Below are 18,503 nucleotides of genomic sequence, written 5' to 3'. Positions count from 1 at the left end.
TTCCTACTCAAAAAATTATACTCTATGAGACATTATTAGTGATTTTTAATGTAAAATCTATTATTATGGCTAAACCAAGGATACTGTTGATTTAGTCTTTCATGATAAAGTAGACTGCCCCAGAAAGATACATTGGACTTAGAGTCAACAAAATGGTAGAGATGCTCCAACCTGAAGACAGACCTAATACGATGACGAAAAGAGTAGTGATCGCAAACATAATGACGATGATTTTAGTTAGCAACGCCTGAGCATCTTCAATCGTTCGATGCATAGTCTTGTCATCCTTTCTTATAATCCTTTAATAATTTACCTCAAACGCTCCTCATACCAAGTCTTATATTCTTGATATTGCTTGAACAAGATCAAATTCACATAAGACAATACACTAACCATGAACAACATCCCCACGAATAAGATAATTGATGCGGCTGACAGGCCCGAAATAATCAAAAAGCCAATTACATGATAAAGTAAATATATAAAAATTAATAGAATGAAAAAGATAGGAAAAGCGATGCCAAATATCCACCTCTTCAAATCTTGTTCTCTGAAAATAATTTCATATGAGCCATCTGTTTCTAATTCAAGATTTTTTGATAGTCTAATATACGTCGCTTGTTTACTAACATGAAATTTCCTCGGGATCAAGAGAAAATCTTTGCTTGGGCCATCGAAAAATTCAATTAACAAGTAGAACAAAAAAATAAATGGATTTTTATCATAAAATTGATTGGAGATAACAATGCTTTGATCGACGACTTCAACATGGTAATAGTTAATCGCAAATTCAAGTTTAATATTTTCCACTTATATCATCCTAACTTTTAATTAATGATTCCGTTCTTTATTTAAATGTTTTATATGTAGTTTATGGGCAATATAAATGATACTTAGAAAATAAGCATAGAGGATGATAAACTTATAAAACTCATCTGCGATGACAAGTATAATGAGGTTGGTTGGAATAAAAGCTATCCCAAAAAGTTCCGCATTAAATTGAACTTTTCTTGCTTCTTTGCCTTCTTTCGCTTTCTTTTTGTTAGCAATATTCATATACACAAGAACAACAGTATAAAAAACAAATACGACCAAAGCTAAAATAATTGCTTCTTTCATTGAATCATCGTCCCCCTTTACAAAATTTATTAACTAACTTTCTACTAGTTAAATATACGCCCGAATATAGTTTTTCAATTCATTCGGCGTGCTAAATTGGTTGTCAATCTGATGAATTTGGCCGTTGTTTAAAAACAAAATTTCATCCGCAAGTTCCTGGGCTATATTTAATTGATGTGTAGAAACAACAACTGTCTTACCAGCTATCTTCACCTCTTTTAGTACATCAATAATTACCTCTGCTGTTATAAAATCAATCGTTGCAAATGGTTGATCCATAAGGTAACGATAAAAACAGCATAAATAATCGTAATCTTTGGAAACACAAATGCTTATAATAAGTGAGTTTTCACAACATCAAGATCGTTTTTTAAGCCTGTATATTCTTCATTTGGCATGATCAAGATGCCATGTAGAATAATAAATGAGTCAATTTCATAATACAAAAATCTAGTTAAGAACACGAACAATTACAAATGAAAATACAATATCATACATAAATAAAGAAACCTAATCAAGTGATTAGAACGGAAGGCGGCGACTCCAGCGGGAACAATCGTGTCCGAAGATCCAGTGATAAAAGCTTGGAAAGCTTTTATCAATTAGCTGAGGCCGATCCCGCGGAAAGCGTCCGCCTAGAGTGGAAATCACCGCGTCACCTGTAACCCAATTGTTCGTGTTTTATAGCCAATTAAGTCATTATGAAATTCATTCAAATACCAAAAAATAAACAAAATAAAATTTGCTCATAAAAATTGAAGCCTCAGGATCGTGTATTTCAGGAATAGTCAGAAAGAAAAAGATCATTATACCAAAATAAATCAATTGAGTAAGTGTCAGCAGTACCAACATCACCATGCTACGGCTCATAATCTGCTTAATATCTTTTTCAAAAAGAATTTTCTGAAGGTGTGACAAACCAAAGCCATATATTTTCATGTACATTCTCTCTAATTGATTAGTATTTATCTCAAAGTTCAAATCACGGTTGCGTAGTAAAATATTAAGATCTAAACGATGACTTGTTAAGCTTAAAACGACTGAAAGCACAACAACATTAAGGACTACCGGAAAGATAAGTGCAGTATTCATTTGATATGATGGAAACTCCGCATTTGATAGTAAAGCCCCGAGCGTTTCTAGCAACGGCTCAGTACCGAAAAATACAAGATAACTAACATAACTAACAAAGCTAATAAATACAACAACTTGCAAGATTTGTAATGTTAGACGTTTTAATGTATTCATACAATACCGATTCCTAATAGCAACCGCAACTTGTAAGTTGATCATCTAAACTTTTGAGTTCCTTATTCTTGATAACAATGGTGTAATGACAAAAAAGTCAAGCATATAAAAAATATAGAAAATACCAGAAATTATTGAGATAACAATCTCTATATTTGTATTTGGCAAGTTGCTTATTATTACACAGCTTGTTGCAACCATGAAAGAGAATATACTATACTTTTCTTTATTTATAAATTTATTTATAAGTTGATAGATCGAAATAATTAATACGATTATTAATAATAGGGAATTCAATTAATTCACCTCCTCTACTCATATCAATAAAATACCCGTTTATTTCCTAAGTAACCTATTGCTAATGCAGAACCGAGCCCTGCTAAGAAGCCAGCCCAAAACCCTCCAATTAAACTAACCACTCTAGCAATCCCACCTGAGACCTTTCCTATGACAAACAAATGGAGCGAGTCCTGATTCAAAAGAAGTAACTCTTCACGATACATTAAACGGATGAAAAGATATTGAATTAAAAATAAAACTTGCAAAACACCAATAATAAACAATGTCGGTAAACCAGTGTACTCAGCAATGAATGATTGAGTAACTGAAACGGTAATAAAAGCAGAAACGATTAAAATGGTGATTAAAGCTACATATTTATTTTTGTTAGATAGCATAAGGATTTTGTGGAATTTAAACACAAAGGCACCTCTAATTACCAAACTAAAAAGCTAGTCTATTCATTTTCTAACCTGCTTCTTCTCTATTGATTATGGGAATTAACTTAGTATAGAAGATTTTATATGGAGATGCTCCATGTCAAACCTACTATGATTCTATCTTTTGACTATACTCCTTACATTAAGAATCAAGGATCCAGTTCTTGGGTAATTAATAATTCATATGAAAAAGGTGTGACACCTTAAGTCAAATGATTATAGCTGGTGCCACACTTAATTTTATTTCATCTCATCCTTTACACTATACTCACCACTCATATTTCTCAGGATCTCTTAGATAATCCTTAGTTTCTTTCTTGAACTCTTTCATCTTAAGAACAAAATGTGTCCAAGTCCAAGTTATAACACTAATGCTTATACCACTTAATAGTGCTAGCATATTCAAACGATCATGCCGCTTATCAGCAATATCAATAAACAACCATAGGTATGGTGCGACACAAACTAAACTGAGAAATATAGGATTAAATATACCTGGTTTATAAACTCTTTGAATTGTTTTTAAAGCCTCGTCTTTATCCAATGGTTGATTCATATGCAAGATACCCCCTACCCGAATAAATACCCATTATTAGGTCTAGAGTCAAAACGATCAATTCCTCTAGCTACCAACTGACCTAATGAACTCCCTACTAATGCAAGAACACTATTTAATACAATACCTACTACCCTTACTGCTGTTGAACCAAATAATTTTCTAATTTCATTGTGTACTTTCCTTTTTAGCTAGTAATGACGTAGTAGAAAAAGCCATAATAATAATTAATACATCTTCAATTAGTTGATTTATCTGTTCAGGTATGAATAACATTGCTCCCTGTGTAATGCTTAACAATAGAATCCAGATCCCCTTGCCCTTGCCTTGTAAAAATTGTTTATCTAAAAAATCTAGAATAACTGCGACTAGTAGCCAAGTGAGCACTCGAATGATCACTTGTATCACCTCGTCTTTCCTTATAGATCATTTTAATATTTTAATTCTCATCATTTTCTTCATCTGGAGTCCTAATTAAGATGATGAAGCTAAGAACCACAATTGCGATCATGCTAAATGTATAACCCATGCTGTTGAACCCATCAACTTTCAGATGGAAAATAAAAATCCCTACTAAATAAACCAGACAAACGCAAGCATTCATGCAATACAAAACCAACTTGTGTTTATTGCTCTTTTTACTCATGATCCACCTCATTTTTAATTTAGCTATATGTATTAGCTTGATTAAATTGTTAATATTTACAAACACAAAAGTTACCTACTTAGGTTTAAATTACGACTTTTTCCATTCTAAATCAATAACTTTTTCTGAAAAATCTGACTACGATAATTAATGTTCAAATGAGTAACATATATTCGAACAAAGTGAGCCAGTCGCTCATTGAATTATGCTAATAATGATGTAGGCGCCTAGAGTTAGAGAAAGGCTGATTAAATTATAACGAAGTAGCTTTTGCTTAAATTCTTTTGGCTTAAACAAATTGCTGTCAATTGTCTCTTTACTATTTCTATACTCAAATGCCGTTAGGATAAAAAATAAGATCAGCATCGTTGAGTTAGATTGTAAAAAAATCGTCCGATCACTGGCATCTAAAAATGGTGTATTATAAATATAACTCCAAATATATACAGACCAGAGAAATAGATATGATACTAGCGCAACTAGAGAAGTATGCTTAATCTCTTGCAATAAGCTTTCAGATACATCTAATTTTCTTAATCCTTTCAAATAAATAAATTGGTCTCCAACAGTGACTAAGATCCAGCCATTAACTATCTGCACGACAACAGCAATCCAAAACGTCACATAACTAAATGTCGCTAACATAACTATGTATCCTCCATGAATCAATCTGCACTTCCTCCGTGTAAAGTAGTCGACTTTCACATTAATTAATTTAGAAACTAGATAACAACAAAACTCGTCTGCTCATTTAGTATCCTTTTTTCAACATGTGGCGAAAATAACTGAAACAAAATACAATCATTCCAATTACAAGCATCATTTTAAATCTGTAGATCTTTGAATTTTTAAAAAGAGTAATTATGACATTTACTTACCTAAATATACTCCCGAATGTAATTTTTCAATTCATGTGGTGTACTAAATTGGTTGTCAATCTGATGAATTTGGCCGTTGTTTAAAAATAAAATTTCATCGGCGAGTTCCTGAGCGATATCTAGTTGGTGCGTGGAAACGACGATTGTTTTACCAGCTTCTTTCACACTTTTTAACACATCCGTAATCACTTCTGCAGTAATAAAATCAATCGCAGCAAACGGTTCATCCATTAAGATGTATTGATAATCCAATAATAGACCGATAATCAAAACGAGCTTCTGCTTTGTTCCTAATGAATAAGTCACGATCCGCTCTTCTTTGTAGTCTCTCATCTTTAATCTATCAAGCAGCTGATCAAACTGTTCACTATCAAAATGCTTTTCTTTCAAAGAAAAAATCAGTTCAGTAAATTCAAGTCCAGTTAGATTTAAGTAAAAATGCATTTGATCCTGAATATAGAGCAATTTATCTTTAATCAACTCCTGATCTATTGTCAGATTACTTTTCAAAAAGCCACTTAAGCAATTAAACAACGTTGTTTTGCCAGCGCCATTCACACCTAACAAACAGTAGATCACACCCGCTTCTAGCCTGAATGACACTTCATCAAGAACAATTTTTTCATTATCATAAGCAAAGGACAATTCATTTACTTCAAGCATCTACTCAACCCCTTCGTTCGATTTAAATTTTTTAAAATCTTTGTTGATAAATAAATGGAAACAGTAGAGCACAATTAACATCAGTAAGACTAGACCTTGGAAGATAAACAAGCTCTCAAGCGGATGACTAAGTGCCTGACCAAGCAGAACAAAGAAAGCTAAAATAAGACCAAAATTGATGTATGAGATCAACTCACTTGGATGGTTCATCTGGTTTGCACTTTTCACAATCCAAAGACTCCATGCTTTGACGAAAATTAAGAGTTGCCAATAATTAATAAAATAAACCAAAGATACAGTGTATTCACCCAAGATTAAAAGGGTAATGACAAAACCAGCATAAATAATCGTTAATTTAGGAAAAACAATAGCTTGCAGTAATCTCGTTTTAACATGAACTAATTGTGATTTTGAAATGTCAATGTGATAGCTTTTAGCCACATCAAAGTCACTTTTAAAGCCTGTATATTCTTTGTTTGGCATAAGTATGAATCCATTAAAAATGATAAAGATAAGGAAAAAGACAAAATAAAACCGACTCATAAAGATTTCAAGATTTATCTCAGAAAAGTCAAGGAAGAAAAAAGTCATCATTCCGATATAAGTTAGATGCATCAAGCCGTGCATGACCAACGTTACCTTACTATGTCTGATCAAATGTTTAATATCTTTTTCAAATAATATTTTTTGAATTTTTGATAAGCCATACCCGTAAATTCTTACAAGAATCCGCTCTAAATTTCTCGTCTTTAATTCAAAACTTAAATCACGATTACGCATTAAGATTTTGAAATTGATCCGATTAATAAATAAACTTGAAGCAACTGAAATAACGGCAACAATCGATATGATGATTGAAATATGTGATGGATCGATCTGATATAATGAATAAGCCTCTCTGTTCATTAGACTATTTTCTAACGCTTCCAATACTGGTTCTGCCGCTGAAAATGAAAACCAAGCTATAAAGCTGATAAACCCAACAAACAAAATAACTTGCCAGGTTTGTAGCGTTAACCGCCCCCATGTATTCATCCAATATCGAAGCCAAATCGCCCCCGAAATCTGCAGATTAATAAGGAGTAGAATTAAAATAAACAAAAGTAATACAAAATAAACTCTTTCAATAAAGAAGCTAAGAAAAGTAATCGTGAATATAAAAATCGGAAGCTGAAACTTGATCACAAAGAAAAGTAATCTAGTTTTGATAAATTGCGCTGTTTTCTCCGGAATAAACTTTAATAACGCCTCAGTATCTAATTTGCTTAACACATTTCGTTGAGCATAAAATTGGACGCCGACAACGACAAGAAGATTGATACCTAAAACAGCTAGAATCATCCTCTTTGGATCATAAAATCTTTGCAAACCAAAAGTAACAGCCGAAATAATTGCTGAAAAATTAGGTACAATATACATGTAAAATAATTTCTTTAAATTCTTAAAAGAATGCAAACCTTTGTCATTACCAAGTTCAAGTGCTAGGATTCTTGATATCATCTGCAGTTACTCCGATCGATATTTTGTGAGTTTTTAATATAATCTATACTTATCGTTTTTCCTTGTTCATTAAATAGAGTGAAAGCATAATCATCGCTAACCCGACAAAGCCAACTATGCCGCTATACAGATCATTCATAAGTATGGGTAAGATATACATAGATAAGATGCTTAAAATGAAACCAATGATAGCTAGAGTTAAATTAAGTTTTTTCATTTGAGCTGAAAGCCACCTTTTTATTATTCAATGTAGTTGAGCTCTTTTGCTGATCAAAATTAATTTTGATCTTGGTTTTAGAAGATGTGTCATATTAAAGTTTGTTCATCTCAATTTTTCACTCAAACGGTTTTAATCAAATTTAACAATCGGTTATATCTCAAATACTGATAAATAACACCTGACAAAATCAAATAGACAGGTAATAATATCAGCAATGAATAATAGCCACTAACTTGAATTGCACTCACAGATACAAGAGTTAAGAGCACGCAGACAACAATCGCAAATAGAATCAGCAATCGATAAGCCAGTTGCCAGTTTTTAATTTCAGCCGATCGTTTTGCCACCGTGTAGTTAAGATGACTACTGATCTGAACTGACAAGTTTTTATCGATCTTAACTTTTAAATCATCATTTTCATCAACATCAAAAACTTCAATCAATAATGGTGGTCGCAGATCGGTATCCAACACAAGAGAGAGCAACCCTTTCGACCAACTGGAAAAAGCATCTGTAAAAATAGTTAGCACACCGTCATGAATCTCATACTGATAGTCATCACTGATCGTTAATTTCATCTCGATTCCACCTCGTTAAAGATTGATCTAAAAGAAAAAGGCTTTCCTGTTTCTCAATTCACTAACAAAGCAAAAAGAATAACAGACACGGATAACAGAAACAAGAAAACAGTTAGAATTCCAAGAACTATCAATCCCAATGGTCTGTTCTTTATGTTTGATATAATACTTTGGTTGTTTTTCTCCATATTTAATGCCCTCCTGTTAAGTTCTTATTTAAATATGAATGAGCAATATTGCAGATAAAGAGCAAAGAATGAAGTAAAAGTTATACGATTAAATGCATTCACTACCGCATCATGCTAAAAACACTTATTCACTTTGACGTTTGGATTTTATGTAGTCAGTAATTTCTGTCGTGATTAAAATAATAAGTGCAGTAGTTCCAATTATTAATGCGATTGAACCAACTGAATCACTCGAAAATCTACTAAAGATAAATGCAACGATAAATAATAGAATCAGAAATTTAATGCACGAACTGAGCAACATTTTGTAGTTTGAAAGTAAATATCTTTTTAACAATGTTTTCCCTCCATACCATCATTATTAACATTTGTTAATCATCAATAAACCATCAACACGATAAAATAATTCACAACTGCAACGATAGATAAGGCCGAAGTATAGATAAAAACTTTATTAAATCGATTTAGATTCAATGTACCTTTCTTCGCTTGTTTGTGAATTCCTGGGATAAAGATATACCAAGTTAAAAATGCAATTGACAAGTTAATCACGATTACAACAATATAACTTATTATGACGGCAATGCTTGTGTCACTGTGGTTAATCAGTCTTTTCCCTGTTTGATCAGATATGATTATTAATATGATAAACATGTATACCAGCCGATTTGTTTTTGCAAAAACCTTATTCACCATATGCATCCCCTCCACTATTTACGTCACAGGATATAGCAAGGATAAATATTCAAGAAAGTACTAGATTAGTTAATTGTCTTTCCTTATAGATCATTTTAATCATGAGGCACCTTACCTTTGAATTAATTGTATGAATTAATTCGATTAAATTGTTAATATTTACAAACACAAAAGTTACCTACTTAGGTTTAAATTACGACTTTTTCCATTCTAAATCAATAACTTTTTCTGAAAAATCTGACTACGATAATTAATGTTCAAATGAGTGACATATATTCGAACAAAGTGAGCCATTCGCTCATTGAATTATGCTAATAATGATGTAGGCGCCTAGGGTTAGAGAAAGGCTGATTAAATTATAACGAAGTAGCTTTTGCTTAAATTCTTTTGGCTTAAACAAATTGATGTCAATTATCTCTTTACTATTTCTATACTCAAATGCCGTTAGGATAAAAAATAAGATCAGCAGCGTTGAGTTAGATTGTAAAAAAATCGTACGATCACTGGCATCTAAAAATGGCGTATTATAAATATAACTCCAAATATATACAGACCAGAGAAATAGATATGATACTAGCGCAACTAGCGAAGTATGCTTAACCTCTTGCAATAAGCTTTCGGATACATCTAATTTTCTTAATCCTTTCAAATAAATAAATTGGTCTCCAACAGTGACTAAGATCCAGCCATTAACTATCTGCACGACAACAGCAAGCCAAAACACTACATAACTAAATGTCGCTAACATAACTATGTATCCACCATGAATCAATCTGCACTTCTCCCTACAAAGTAGTCGACTTTAACATTAATTAATTTAGGAACTAGATAACAACAAAACTCGTCTGCTCATTTAGTATCCTTTTTTCAACATGTGGCGAAAATAACTGAAACAAAATACAATCATTCCAATTACAAGCATCATTTTAAAATAGACTCTTTTAAGCACCGTTTATCCCTCTTTTCCTTGATCCGTGTCATTCTGATTAAAATAAGACTTCTTTACAATCAACAAGCTCCCTACTAAATAGATTGGAAATAATATTAGAATATAGGTAAGGTTTTTCGTTAATAACCCTTCTTCCACCAGGGTCTGTGAGCCATAATTACAGACGAATAAGAATATGGAATATCTGATAAAAAACTTAAGGTGTTGTTTTTTCATGATTGCATCTCATCCTTTTTAAAGAAATAGATAGAAGCACAAATTAAATAGCTGATGACGATTACAAAGCTTAATGACAAGGCAATAAATTGAACCAGCTCATTGAAAGGAAAAATAATGACAACCATCATAATTATTTCTGACAAAATAAATAGATTTGAAAGTCTACTAAATGTTTCTTTCTTCATCTTTATCACTCCGATAAATTACCTTTTATTTAAGCCAATCACTCTAAAAAAGCTAAATTAGAACAAACCTCATGCATTTTTTCATAACGTTTGTTTAAATTGATTGTATGTCAAAATACATCATATTCAAACGCCAAAGATGGCGGGGAACCATCAAAAATTGGCGCGGTTTTGGATTGAGAAATGATCCAGTCAATAATGTGGATCATTTAATTCACCTGTCCCGTTATAATGAGTTACCTTATTCTTCACAGACAATCTGGATGAGATGTCGATTGACGTCTACACAGTTTTTTTATCAAATGATTTTTCTTCCATTCCACAAATTAGTAATAAAAACACTATCCACATTTGTATAATTGCAACTGGAATATCTAAGGGTTTCTTAAAAGGGATTTGTGTGAAATCCATCATACATAAAAGCAAATATAAAGATCACACTAAAAATCCATCTAGATTATTTTTATAAAGACGTTGTTAATATATTTCTAGATAACTAGGCTTTATATTTCATTGTTCAAATGTAACTGATCTTTTTCGTGAACATATTAACTCAAAAACAAGCCCTACGATAAATCCAGCTAAATGCATGAGTATAGAAATATGGGGAATCACAATCGTTAAGCCTAAAAAAAGCAAGCTAACTTCGATCGCATTTGCTTTATGTCGTTTGTCATCACTTAAATACAAATGAATCATCTGTGAACCTAAAAGAGCTGCAATTGCACCACTACTTCCTAAGTACAAGATCTCTTCCTTTGCAAATACAAACAGTACCAGAGCAACAAAAATCATTCCACTTATGTAGATCAGAAAAATTTTCCTAGTAGAATTATATTTTTGCAATTCATGACTTAAATACAGTAGGACGATCACATTGACTAATAAATGATAAACACTGTCGTGTAACCACTGTGTCGTGATTGACTTCCACAGACTGCTAACACTGATTTCTTGTCCGCCAATAAAACCAGCGATTGACTGTAGATCATAATCGAACCAATCTGTTTTGGAAACAACAAAAGCGAGTACCATGATAATCACAAAGATGATCGACCAATCGATTCTCCTTTTCACTAGACAACCTTCTCTCTATTTGCCAAAAACATTTGCTAAATAACTTAAAAAACTGACGACATTTAAGATAAATGCAATTGTAAACGTAAGAAAATAAACCATACTTTTTTTATTTAGATAGAGTAGTACAAAATCCGTTAATTGATAGGCAACTAATATCACAATATTAATAAGAAATAATGACTGCATAGAGAAAACCACACTAAAGGTGAAAAAAGTCGGACAGTACATCAAAAATCCCCACAGAAAAATTTTCGGTTTAATGATTTTGTTGCGTAAATTTAATGTCATGATGATTGTCTTTTCAATATTTTCTTGAATCCAAATCGAATTCACAAAAATGATGATGTTCAAATAGATGATTGCGATTGCACCTACAAAGTAAATCGATTGACGATTAAAAGAGAAAAAGATTAGGGCTAAACTTAACCCAATATTAAATAAAGTTTCTTGCTTCGAATACCGTGAAACAACTTTACTCGACATTTTTCTCTAGTTTCCGGTCAACTATTTTTATCTTGTGGCTGAATCGTCCTCTAATATCTAATTCATTGCTTGAACAGAGAATTAGACAGCCTTTATTAGCCATACTTTCAAGATAAGCAATTGCTTCTGGTATGTGTTCTTCATCTAAATTAGAAATATATTCATCCAGTAAAAGTACGTCAGGCTTTAAATAGGATAGAAGCTGAAAGATCACCATTTTTTGTTCGCCGGTCGAATACTCATATAGTGGCTTCTTTTCATATTTTGGTTGATATGGTTGTTTTAGTGTGACATCATTAATTGATAATAAATAATTAACAAAACTTGCTTCATCAAGGTGCCCTGGTATAGCTAACTGATTATCTAACAAAACAACTTCTTCACTAACGTCTATTACACTCTCATCAGCAATTGAACCCAACTTTTTTCTGTCCTCAGCATTTGAAGCGAGTAATTTTAATAATGTTGTTTTACCAGAACCATTCTCACCTTCAAGTAGCCATAATCCTGCTTCCAATGTGAGTGAGGCCTGATCAAATATCAATCTGTCATCACCAGAATATTGAAAAGTTAAGTTGCTAACTTTAATCATGTGAGCTCTCTCCAAACTTTATGTAGTTTTACTGCAATAACAACAATAATTAGAATACAACTGGCAAGCAATATTTCGATTTTCGGAAAATAAAATAGTCCAATAGCTATAGCCAATAAACTCGTTTGTAAAAAAGTTTCTGGCACACTTTTTATCATCTCATTTACCTGATCCAAATCAATTAAATAAACAAGCAATACAAGAACAAAGCCAGTAAATATGGCGATACTTATTAATTTAAAATCTACGAAAGTCACACTGAGAATTAAGCTAAAAATAAGTGATAAGATGGATTGAAGCAAATAGATCAGCACTATCTGCCCGATTTTATTCAAAAACACCTTTCTCTTTGCACGCTTTCCTATAATAAACAAATGGAGCGAGTCTTGATTCAAAACAAGTAACTCTTCGCGATACAATAGGCGGATAAAAAGATATTGGATTAAAAATAAAACTTGTAAAACACCAATAATAAACAATGTTGGTAAACCAGTGTCCTCAGCAATGAATGATTGAATAGCTGAAACTGTAATAAAAGTGGAAACGATTAGATTTATGATTAAGGATGCGTATTTGTTTTTGTTTGAAAGCATTAGGAGTTTGTGAAAGTTGAACAAAAGTACACCTCCGACAATATAATTTACACTGAAAATTAAAAGCAAACTCAAGTACTCAACCATAATACTACATAAGTGTAAATACCAACTACTAAACCAATTGTTTAATTTGTTTCCATTACTTTCTGACAAAAATTAATAATATCAAATACAATTATGTAGAGATATAAAGAAATAACTATAAATGTGATCCCCTCTTTAATACGCCTTTATCAAAAGGATGCCACTAAAAATTATTTAGTTAATTATTAACTATTGTACTAATGATTTCTGTAATCATTGCCAGTAAAAACTTACACTTAATTTAAGACAAAATCCCTACATTAAGAAGGAAGTACTTATTGATACCCGCTATGAATATGTTAAGTATCAACATATTACAAGTTTCTCAAAAGTACCTCCCACTTTACCCCACATTCGTCAATATAAAAGACTAATTACTTGATAATTAACTTGTTTTTACAAAACCACTAATCAACTTCATTTTTAATATATTTGAAGTAAATATAAATCAATAAAATTACTTGCAATACTAGTAAAATGAAAAGCATGATCATCCATTTTAAAAATGGACTATCAAAAGTAGAATGGTTACTATTTATATACGTTAGCACACCACTAGTTATTAATGTAGAAACAACCGTTATAATGAAAATAACACTATAATACTTTCTCACGGTCTCACCATATTGCATTCAAATATCCATTATTAGGCTTATTGTCCCGCCTGTCCCAAATAGTGGTTAATGCAGCGCCTACAGAAAAGGATAAAAATCCATTAATTGCTCCTAAAACAAGTCCTGTTACAGTGTTCGCAACTTTAGTACTAACAAATCGTACTAATACTTTATTAAACTCTCTTCTAGCGGCTGCAGAACCATTACGTTTAATAAATTTAGCTAATAATCTTATTGTGCCTCCACCAGTTAGTTTTGCAATTCCAATATTAATTACTGCTGAAACTGTCCAATTAGGGATTCCAACCCCCCCATCCAAATACATCATTTCTTCTTCAATTACTGCATAACTTGCTGGTAATACCATCTGCATTTCTACCACTCCTCTTATCATTTTTTATATTAAAGCCAGATGGCCATAATATTACTTTGACCTTAGATTCGATAAATCTAGTAACCACTCTAAATAGGATTCTTCTTGGTAAACAATTCTAGCTTCAATCGGCATTGAACGTATGATTTTAACAACTTCTCCTGATTTACTGGCCAAAAAGTCTTCGTCTAAACTAACTCTTGCTCGATAAAATCTAATCACACCTTCTGCTGTTTCATTTTGAATTGTTCCAGGTTCAATAAATTCAACTGTTCCTGAAATTGTACCGAAACGATAATTATTCACCCCCACAACAGCCACATTGACAGGTTGTCCAACTTCAACTTTACTTCGATCTTGGGCTTGGATATAACTATCAACGTAAAATCCCTCTTCATCAGTCGCAATTTCACCAACAATTTGATTTTGCTGAAGAGACATACCAATTGACAGGGGTTGTAAATAGTGAAGGATCCCAGATTTTGTTGCTGTTACGACATGGATTGTATCCTGCTCAGTTGCAACACCTTCATTTGCTCTTAATTCTGTTAATTGACTTTGAATTTGATTTCTCTTTTCACCAAGTTCACTAAGTAGTTGAAGTCTTGTTTGCTCAGCTTGTGAGTAAGGGGCCTCAGCTTGTTCGTTCAGTTGTTTAATTTCTTCTTCAAGTCCTTCAATTTCTGATTTCTTAGCTTCTAAATCAGCTTGGATTTCTCCTTGTTTCTCCATAAGTTTACTTTGACTAGAATCTATATCGATATTTTCGTAATGTTGATCAATTTCTTTTGTTAATTGATCAAGCTCTGACTGTTTTACAGTCAGTTTCTGTATGATTGTTTCATCAGAGTCCTCTTGTCCTAGTTGTCCCTCAAGATCAGTAACCTCAGCGAGTAAATCTTGCTGTCTAGCTTCTTTTTTCTTTAAATCCTCATTAGATTTTTTAGTCAACTTCTCATCTTCGTCAATTTGTGTCTCAATCTGATGCAATTCCTTTTCTAATTGAATAATCTCTGACCTTAATTGATCAAGTTCTGACTTTTTCTCACTAATCTCTCGGTTTGTTTTATTCGCATCATAAGTCTCTTGGTTAAGCGTATCTAAGTAATAAGCAACCTTACCATAGTATTCCAATTCCTTTTCAGTTTGGCTCAACAGATTTTCTTTCTGCTCGATTGCTTGTTCATACTTATCCATAATCAACAACGTATCTTCTAATTCTCCAATTTGAGCACCTACAACTGATGCCTGTAACCCTTCATTTCCAGATGAGAGCTCAAGAATGACTTGACCAGCTTCAACAAATTGTCCAGCTTCGGCATGAATATTCGTGATCACACCTTGTGTTTTCGTTGATAAATAACTTGTCCCATCAACACTGACTGTTCCCTGTGCCTTTACCACATAGGGGCGTTTAACGAATTGTGCCCCAACAACTGAAAAAATTAAGCAAAGAACTAGAAAGATAATAAAGACTGTCATGTACCTAGGAGGTCGTTTGTCAAAAAAGACACGCGCATCCTTTAATTCATTACGAGTATAGAGTTTCATAGACTTGCCACCGGCCTAAACAAGTCAACTTCTATCTGTTCTGGGTATTCATTAATTAAAACAGTGATCACATCACCATTCGATGTTAAGCCTTCTTCATAAAGATATAAATCAAGTTTTGAATGGGCATAATGGAGATCCTCTGGCTTGCCTTTGAATTTCAAGTAAATACAATTCGGAAACTCAAGCCGTTCTTTAATTTGAAAAGAATGTTTGTATTGTTTGTAATCATGCGCTTGAATATATAATTCGTAATCAGTCGTCAAATTCCCATCATCATGAATCGTTGTCCCTGCATTGCGTGTCACTAATGGACCAAATGTTTGGACTTTGAATAATTGTAGCTGATTTGTGAAATGATTTAATTTCTCCTCAAATTTATCTAACTCAATATTTTTATGTTGTTTAACCAACACTTGCTTTAACACCAATTTTTTATTTTGTTTCACTTCAAGTTTAGTCATAAGAAACCTCCTCATCATCATTGCTTTGTTGTATATTTACGTCTGAACTTCCAACTAAGTTAAATCCACCTTGTGCTTTAACTAACTTGGCGTAGCGGCCACTTTGTTTCATTAAACTTTCATGATCACCTGTTTCAATGATCTGACCGTCTTCAATAAAGAAGATCCGATCACAATTTAATATGGTTGACAAACGATGGGCGATAATAATAGTCGTCTTACCCTGTATCCGTTTAAAAATAATTTCTTGAATCTTTTGTTCACTAAAGGAGTCTAAATGTGATGTTGCTTCGTCAAAAATGTATAAATCACTTTTAGCTAATAGCGCACGGGCAATCGCAATCCGTTGTCTTTCTCCTCCTGATAAATTACTGCCACCTTCTTCAATAATTGCATGATAGCGATTTTGAAGCCGTTCGATAAATGTATCTGCGCCAGCTAGCTGACAAGCCGCAATAATCTCCTCGTATTTTGCATCTGGATTGGCAATTTTTAAATTATCAATGATCGTACCTGTAAATAGGTCAATCTTTTGTGGGATATAAGCAACCTTTTGTCTCAAGTGTTGGTGGTCTAAGTCTGAAAGTTGATGATCACCAAACTTAATTTGTCCTGATTGCGGGATAATAAATTTTAATAGTAACTTCGCAATCGTACTCTTCCCTGCACCACTTTCTCCTACTAGCGCGATCTTTTCACCTTGATTAATCCGTAGGTCAAAGTCTTTTAGCACAGGTGGTCTTGAGCCATAGCCAAATGTGACATTTTCAAAGATTAAATCTGTTTTTAGATCAACGTCTTGAATCTGTTGTTCAGACTGTGCGTCTTCTCGTTCCAATGACATCAACTCACTCAGACGATTCATGGCGACTTGGGCTTCTTGAAAGGTAATTTGTAAACCTACTAAGTTTTGAACAGGTTCAATAAAGAATTGACTCAACGTTTGAAAAACAAGTAAATCACCAATACTGATTTCGCCATCGATAATCATTAGCGCACCAACACCAAGAATAAACACATTACCGATTGAATTTATAAACGTTGAGATGAACCCTTGAACATTTTGTAAAACGCCTTCTTTATAGCCAATTTTTAACGCATGAACAAAGCGATTTTCTAATCGGTGCATTTGTTCTGGTTCATTGGCATGGGCTTTGACCGTATCAATGTTCTGCATTGATTCAATCAGTTGAGCATTAAGCATGGCTCCTGCTTCCATCTGTTCGTAATTAATTTTTCGATAGGGCTTTTTAAAAATATAAATAAGTGCAATATTAATCGCAACCATAATAAGTAGAATAATAAATAGGTTCGTATTTAGACGCCAGAGTAAAATACTACTAAATAGAGCTAACGTAATATCTAAACCTAGCGATAAAGATACTGACGTAAATATGTCTTTGATTGTCATCGCATCTTGAAAGCGAGTAATAATATCGCCAATCTTACGTGAACCAAAAAAGCTATATGGCAGATGGATAATATGATTGTAATACCCCATCATCACTGGTATATCAATTTTTCTTGATAAGAATAGTAGAATGTGCTGACGAAAATATGAAACTAGGTTTTGGACTAAACTCACTAAAGCAAAGACAATTAGAAAAACATAGAGACTTCTTTTAAGTTGATACGGTATAATCTCGTCCATAATGATTTTCGAGAAAAAGCTTGAAAAAATTCCTAATGCGGTTAGTAACACAGATGCAAGAATGATCACAGCCATCAGCTTTTTCTGTGGCAAGATCAGTTGAACGAATAGTTCAAACATCCCTTTATCTTTCATCTTCATCATTTCAAATTCAGTCGTTGGCACCATAAAGATCATTACACCAGAGAATTGCTCGGCAAATTCAGCTTTAACTTTTCTTTCAATCCCTTTAGCTGGATCAGCAATAATCATTTGATCTTTTTTGGTCACCTTATGTATGACAACAAAATGATTGAGCCCTTCTTCTGTTTGGATTTGAGCAATCGCTGGGTAAGTTAAATCAGGAGTAATTTGCTCGACTGTCGTTCGAATGGCTTTTGCATTAAAATTTAGCTTTTCTAAGCCATCCATAATCCCTTTCACCGTTGTTCCATAAGCATCGGTACCAATCATTTCACGGATCTTCATAATTGTTGATTCTTTTTTGTATCGTAGCATAACTGTTGATACAACAGCTGCCGCACAATCTGAAGCATCATGTTGCATCGTGCACGGCCATTTTTTAAATCGCAATGGATAACCTCCTGTCTTTTAAACTAGATAACTTTGAATAATAAGATGAATCATTATCAATAGGTAATATTATTTAAT

General features: G+C 32.9%; 23 protein-coding genes. All 23 read right to left on the bottom strand.

Annotated elements, in window-relative coordinates:
* Positions 1–91 precede the first annotated feature (91 nt).
* Entirely contained in the window at positions 92–274 is a 183-nt protein-coding gene (locus AXY_RS03990; protein ID WP_015009499.1) for a hypothetical protein, read from the bottom strand.
* Positions 275–309: 35 nt separating this feature from the next.
* The gene (locus tag AXY_RS03985; protein ID WP_015009498.1) at positions 310–810 is read right to left on the bottom strand and encodes a hypothetical protein; all 501 of its coding nucleotides are present in this window, start codon (positions 808–810) and stop codon (positions 310–312) included.
* 21 nt (positions 811–831) lie between these two features.
* Entirely contained in the window at positions 832–1,119 is a 288-nt protein-coding gene (locus AXY_RS03980) for a hypothetical protein (protein WP_015009497.1), read from the bottom strand.
* A gap of 48 nt (positions 1,120–1,167) precedes the next feature.
* The gene (locus tag AXY_RS03975; RefSeq protein WP_015009496.1) at positions 1,168–1,398 is read right to left on the bottom strand and encodes a P-loop NTPase family protein; all 231 of its coding nucleotides are present in this window, start codon (positions 1,396–1,398) and stop codon (positions 1,168–1,170) included.
* Between the two features lie 429 nt (positions 1,399–1,827).
* Positions 1,828–2,412, bottom strand: a complete 585-nt coding sequence (locus AXY_RS03970; RefSeq protein ID WP_015009495.1) for a hypothetical protein — start codon at positions 2,410–2,412, stop codon at positions 1,828–1,830.
* Between the two features lie 275 nt (positions 2,413–2,687).
* Complete coding sequence (locus tag AXY_RS03965) at positions 2,688–3,044, bottom strand: hypothetical protein (RefSeq protein WP_015009493.1); 357 nt, start codon at positions 3,042–3,044, stop codon at positions 2,688–2,690.
* A gap of 310 nt (positions 3,045–3,354) precedes the next feature.
* Positions 3,355–3,642: a hypothetical protein gene (locus tag AXY_RS03960; RefSeq protein WP_015009492.1), complete on the bottom strand. Its 288-nt coding sequence runs from the start codon at positions 3,640–3,642 to the stop codon at positions 3,355–3,357.
* Between the two features lie 168 nt (positions 3,643–3,810).
* Positions 3,811–4,050 (bottom strand): hypothetical protein, encoded by a 240-nt coding sequence (locus AXY_RS03955; protein WP_172635000.1) that lies wholly within the window; start codon positions 4,048–4,050, stop codon positions 3,811–3,813.
* Positions 4,051–4,483: 433 nt separating this feature from the next.
* On the bottom strand, positions 4,484–4,933 hold the full coding sequence (locus AXY_RS03945) for a hypothetical protein (protein WP_015009490.1): 450 nt from the start codon (positions 4,931–4,933) through the stop codon (positions 4,484–4,486).
* A gap of 233 nt (positions 4,934–5,166) precedes the next feature.
* The gene (locus AXY_RS03940; protein WP_015009489.1) at positions 5,167–5,829 is read right to left on the bottom strand and encodes an ATP-binding cassette domain-containing protein; all 663 of its coding nucleotides are present in this window, start codon (positions 5,827–5,829) and stop codon (positions 5,167–5,169) included.
* Positions 5,830–7,329 (bottom strand): hypothetical protein, encoded by a 1,500-nt coding sequence (locus AXY_RS03935; RefSeq protein ID WP_015009488.1) that lies wholly within the window; start codon positions 7,327–7,329, stop codon positions 5,830–5,832. It abuts the gene before it with no gap.
* Positions 7,330–7,668: 339 nt separating this feature from the next.
* On the bottom strand, positions 7,669–8,127 hold the full coding sequence (locus AXY_RS03930) for a hypothetical protein (protein ID WP_015009486.1): 459 nt from the start codon (positions 8,125–8,127) through the stop codon (positions 7,669–7,671).
* 566 nt (positions 8,128–8,693) lie between these two features.
* Positions 8,694–9,011 carry a hypothetical protein gene (locus tag AXY_RS03920; RefSeq protein ID WP_015009484.1) on the bottom strand — a complete coding sequence of 106 codons (318 nt, stop codon included), beginning with the start codon at positions 9,009–9,011 and terminating at the stop codon, positions 8,694–8,696.
* Positions 9,012–9,309: 298 nt separating this feature from the next.
* On the bottom strand, positions 9,310–9,759 hold the full coding sequence (locus tag AXY_RS03915) for a hypothetical protein (protein WP_015009483.1): 450 nt from the start codon (positions 9,757–9,759) through the stop codon (positions 9,310–9,312).
* Between the two features lie 413 nt (positions 9,760–10,172).
* Positions 10,173–10,364: a hypothetical protein gene (locus AXY_RS03905; protein WP_015009482.1), complete on the bottom strand. Its 192-nt coding sequence runs from the start codon at positions 10,362–10,364 to the stop codon at positions 10,173–10,175.
* Positions 10,365–10,874: 510 nt separating this feature from the next.
* Positions 10,875–11,441 carry a rhomboid family intramembrane serine protease gene (locus AXY_RS03900; protein ID WP_015009481.1) on the bottom strand — a complete coding sequence of 189 codons (567 nt, stop codon included), beginning with the start codon at positions 11,439–11,441 and terminating at the stop codon, positions 10,875–10,877.
* Positions 11,442–11,456: 15 nt separating this feature from the next.
* Positions 11,457–11,927: a hypothetical protein gene (locus AXY_RS03895; RefSeq protein WP_015009480.1), complete on the bottom strand. Its 471-nt coding sequence runs from the start codon at positions 11,925–11,927 to the stop codon at positions 11,457–11,459.
* A complete protein-coding gene (locus tag AXY_RS03890; protein WP_015009479.1) occupies positions 11,917–12,519 on the bottom strand; it encodes an ABC transporter ATP-binding protein in 603 nt (200 codons plus the stop codon). Before AXY_RS03890 ends, AXY_RS03895 begins: the two co-directional genes overlap by 11 nt.
* Positions 12,516–13,268, bottom strand: coding sequence for a hypothetical protein (locus tag AXY_RS03885; RefSeq protein ID WP_155835462.1), 753 nt, complete (start codon positions 13,266–13,268; stop codon positions 12,516–12,518). The genes AXY_RS03890 and AXY_RS03885 overlap by 4 nt, the downstream gene beginning before the upstream one ends.
* Positions 13,269–13,817: 549 nt before the next feature.
* Positions 13,818–14,207 (bottom strand): hypothetical protein, encoded by a 390-nt coding sequence (locus tag AXY_RS03880; RefSeq protein ID WP_155835461.1) that lies wholly within the window; start codon positions 14,205–14,207, stop codon positions 13,818–13,820.
* A 30-nt stretch (positions 14,208–14,237) separates the two neighbouring features.
* On the bottom strand, positions 14,238–15,737 hold the full coding sequence (locus tag AXY_RS12230) for an HlyD family efflux transporter periplasmic adaptor subunit (RefSeq protein WP_015009475.1): 1,500 nt from the start codon (positions 15,735–15,737) through the stop codon (positions 14,238–14,240).
* Positions 15,734–16,201 carry a hypothetical protein gene (locus AXY_RS03870; protein ID WP_015009474.1) on the bottom strand — a complete coding sequence of 156 codons (468 nt, stop codon included), beginning with the start codon at positions 16,199–16,201 and terminating at the stop codon, positions 15,734–15,736. Before AXY_RS03870 ends, AXY_RS12230 begins: the two co-directional genes overlap by 4 nt.
* Positions 16,194–18,425 carry a peptidase domain-containing ABC transporter gene (locus AXY_RS03865; protein ID WP_231841373.1) on the bottom strand — a complete coding sequence of 744 codons (2,232 nt, stop codon included), beginning with the start codon at positions 18,423–18,425 and terminating at the stop codon, positions 16,194–16,196. The genes AXY_RS03870 and AXY_RS03865 overlap by 8 nt, the downstream gene beginning before the upstream one ends.
* Between the last annotated feature and the right edge of the window lie 78 nt (positions 18,426–18,503).

Origin of the sequence: Amphibacillus xylanus NBRC 15112 (genome assembly GCF_000307165.1) — a bacterium.
Lineage (GTDB): Bacteria > Bacillota > Bacilli > Bacillales > Amphibacillaceae > Amphibacillus > Amphibacillus xylanus.
Note: the sequence above shows the minus strand (reverse complement) of the source record. Positions and strands in the feature narration are given on the sequence as shown.

What these genes read in the sequence shown, in the direction of transcription:
- AXY_RS03990 (WP_015009499.1), bottom strand. Translation starts at nt 274, where the DNA reads ATGCATCGAACGATTGAAGATGCTCAGGCGTTGCTAACTAAAATCATC.
- AXY_RS03980 (WP_015009497.1), bottom strand. Translation starts at nt 1,119, where the DNA reads ATGAAAGAAGCAATTATTTTAGCTTTGGTCGTATTTGTTTTTTATACT.
- AXY_RS03975 (WP_015009496.1), bottom strand. Translation starts at nt 1,398, where the DNA reads ATGGATCAACCATTTGCAACGATTGATTTTATAACAGCAGAGGTAATT.
- AXY_RS03970 (WP_015009495.1), bottom strand. Translation starts at nt 2,412, where the DNA reads ATGATCAACTTACAAGTTGCGGTTGCTATTAGGAATCGGTATTGTATG.
- AXY_RS03965 (WP_015009493.1), bottom strand. Translation starts at nt 3,044, where the DNA reads ATGCTATCTAACAAAAATAAATATGTAGCTTTAATCACCATTTTAATC.
- AXY_RS03960 (WP_015009492.1), bottom strand. Translation starts at nt 3,642, where the DNA reads ATGAATCAACCATTGGATAAAGACGAGGCTTTAAAAACAATTCAAAGA.
- AXY_RS03945 (WP_015009490.1), bottom strand. Translation starts at nt 4,933, where the DNA reads ATGTTAGCGACATTTAGTTATGTGACGTTTTGGATTGCTGTTGTCGTG.
- AXY_RS03940 (WP_015009489.1), bottom strand. Translation starts at nt 5,829, where the DNA reads ATGCTTGAAGTAAATGAATTGTCCTTTGCTTATGATAATGAAAAAATT.
- AXY_RS03935 (WP_015009488.1), bottom strand. Translation starts at nt 7,329, where the DNA reads ATGATATCAAGAATCCTAGCACTTGAACTTGGTAATGACAAAGGTTTG.
- AXY_RS03930 (WP_015009486.1), bottom strand. Translation starts at nt 8,127, where the DNA reads ATGAAATTAACGATCAGTGATGACTATCAGTATGAGATTCATGACGGT.
- AXY_RS03920 (WP_015009484.1), bottom strand. Translation starts at nt 9,011, where the DNA reads ATGGTGAATAAGGTTTTTGCAAAAACAAATCGGCTGGTATACATGTTT.
- AXY_RS03915 (WP_015009483.1), bottom strand. Translation starts at nt 9,759, where the DNA reads ATGTTAGCGACATTTAGTTATGTAGTGTTTTGGCTTGCTGTTGTCGTG.
- AXY_RS03905 (WP_015009482.1), bottom strand. Translation starts at nt 10,364, where the DNA reads ATGAAGAAAGAAACATTTAGTAGACTTTCAAATCTATTTATTTTGTCA.
- AXY_RS03895 (WP_015009480.1), bottom strand. Translation starts at nt 11,927, where the DNA reads ATGTCGAGTAAAGTTGTTTCACGGTATTCGAAGCAAGAAACTTTATTT.
- AXY_RS03890 (WP_015009479.1), bottom strand. Translation starts at nt 12,519, where the DNA reads ATGATTAAAGTTAGCAACTTAACTTTTCAATATTCTGGTGATGACAGA.
- AXY_RS03880 (WP_155835461.1), bottom strand. Translation starts at nt 14,207, where the DNA reads ATGATAAGAGGAGTGGTAGAAATGCAGATGGTATTACCAGCAAGTTAT.
- AXY_RS12230 (WP_015009475.1), bottom strand. Translation starts at nt 15,737, where the DNA reads ATGAAACTCTATACTCGTAATGAATTAAAGGATGCGCGTGTCTTTTTT.
- AXY_RS03870 (WP_015009474.1), bottom strand. Translation starts at nt 16,201, where the DNA reads ATGACTAAACTTGAAGTGAAACAAAATAAAAAATTGGTGTTAAAGCAA.